Origin of the sequence: Nonomuraea sp. NPDC005650 (assembly GCF_040605375.1) — a bacterium.
GTDB lineage: Bacteria > Actinomycetota > Actinomycetes > Streptosporangiales > Streptosporangiaceae > Nonomuraea.
Map to the genome: position 1 here is coordinate 1 of NZ_JBEXCR010000134.1, position 1788 is coordinate 1788.

General features: G+C 66.5%; 2 protein-coding genes and 1 pseudogene. All 3 read right to left on the reverse strand.

Annotation, left to right across the window (positions count from 1 at the left end):
* Nucleotides 1-353 (reverse strand): annotated as a pseudogene (locus tag ABZS69_RS67010) (cytochrome P450); the annotation flags it as partial.
* 165 nt (nucleotides 354-518) lie between these two features.
* Nucleotides 519-1283 carry an ABC transporter permease gene (locus tag ABZS69_RS67015; RefSeq protein WP_355395653.1) on the reverse strand — a complete coding sequence of 255 codons (765 nt, stop codon included), beginning with the start codon at nucleotides 1281-1283 and terminating at the stop codon, nucleotides 519-521.
* Nucleotides 1280-1788: ABC transporter ATP-binding protein (locus ABZS69_RS67020; RefSeq protein WP_355395656.1), on the reverse strand; the 509-nt coding region annotated here is incomplete at its 5' end. The genes ABZS69_RS67015 and ABZS69_RS67020, both read right to left, overlap by 4 nt.

Here is a 1788-nt window from a genome sequence, read left to right on the forward strand (position 1 = left end):
CGCATCCGCCGGACGGTGAACTTGCCCACCAGCGGCTTGCGGTAGCGGCTGTGCTGCGGATCGTCCATGAGCAGGAACTCACCGGGCGGCGCCGGAGGGACCTCGATGTCGCCGTAGTCGATCACCGGGTGGTGGCGCATGAGCTCCCTGCGCGAGCTGAACCGAGGGTCGGCCAGGACCGACCTGACCAGGTCGTAGCCGGTGACCAGCCAGCCCTGGTGCCCGTCGGGGAAGGGGAAGCGGCTGATCGGGCCGTGCTCGCGGGCCTCGATCAGCTCCTTGGGCGGGTCGAAGGGACAGCCGGCCTGACGCGCCGTCGGCATGGTGGTGAGGGTGTAGAGGGACTTGCCCATGGCTATTCCTCATTTCGCGTTGGAAGGAGTTTCCCTTTTGTGGCGAGAACGCTATTCCGCGTCGCAATGAATGGCGGTGAGGCGAATGCCGGCGGCGCTGGGGGCGCCCCGTGGACCGACGTCGGGCACGATCTTGTCCTGGACTGCCTTGCGCGGCTCGGCCCGCTAGGCGATCTTGCGTCGGTAGGTGTTCATGGCGAAGGCGTACGCGACGACGAGGATGCCGACGCACCAGGCGAGGGCGATCCAGATGTCGGTGCCGACCGGCTGCTGGGTGAACAGGTCGCGGATGGCGTTGACGATGGAGGTCACCGGCTGGTGCTCGGCGAAGACGCGCAGCGGGCCGGGCATGGTGTCGGTGGGTACGAAGGCCGAGCTGAGGAACGGCAGGAAGATGAGCGGGTAGGAGAATGCGCTCGCGCCGTCGACGGTCTTGGCGGTGAGACCGGGGATGACGGCGATCCAGGTCAACGCCAGGGTGAACAGGATCAGGATGCCCGCGACCGCGAGCCAGGCCGCCACTCCCGCTCCCGAGCGGAAGCCCATGAGCAGGGCGACGAGCACCACGACCACGAGCGAGATCAGATTGGCGACCAGCGAGGTCAGCACGTGCGCCCACAACACCGACGAACGAGCCGTCGGCATGGACTGGAACCGCTCGAAGATGCCGCTCTTCATATCCGTGAACAGCCGGAATGCGGTGTAGGCGATGCCCGAGGCGATCGTGATGAGCAGGATGCCGGGCAGCAGATAATTCACATACGAGTCCGACCCTGTTTTGATCGCGCCGCCGAACACGTAGACGAACATCAGCATCATGGCGATCGGCATGACCGCGGTCGTGACGACGGTGTCCACGCTGCGCGTGATGTGTCGCAGGGACCGCCCCAGCAGGACGGCTGTGTCACCGAAGAAATGCTTGCTCATCATTGTTCCTTACTCATCCGTCCTGAGACGCGGTGTTTGCCGGCGTCACCGTTGTCACCGACGAGGGCGAGGAAGACGTCCTCGAGGGTCGGCTGCTTCTCGACGTATTCGACCTTGGCGGGCGGCAGCAACTGCTTGAGCTCGGCCAGAGTGCCGTTCACGAGGATCCGCCCCTCGTGCAGGATCGCGATCCGGTCGGCGAGCTGCTCGGCCTCGTCCAGATACTGGGTCGTCAGCAGCACCGTCGTCCCCCGCCGGGCGAGCTCCCTGACCGCCTGCCACACCTCGATCCGCGCCTGGGGGTCCAGCCCCGTCGTCGGCTCGTCCAGGAAGATGACCGGCGGGTCGCCGATGAGGCTCATCGCGATGTCGAGCCGGCGGCGCATGCCACCCGAATACGTCGACACCTTCCGCGCGCCCGCCTCGGTCAGCGAGAAACGCCTCAGCAGCTCATCGGCGATCGCGCCCGGATCCTTCAGGTGCCGCAACCGGGCGACCAGCACCAGGT

Bases quoted from the DNA above. Each gene is read 5' to 3' on its own strand.
- ABZS69_RS67015 (WP_355395653.1), bottom strand. From the start codon at position 1,283: ATGATGAGCAAGCATTTCTTCGGTGACACAGCCGTCCTGCTGGGGCGG.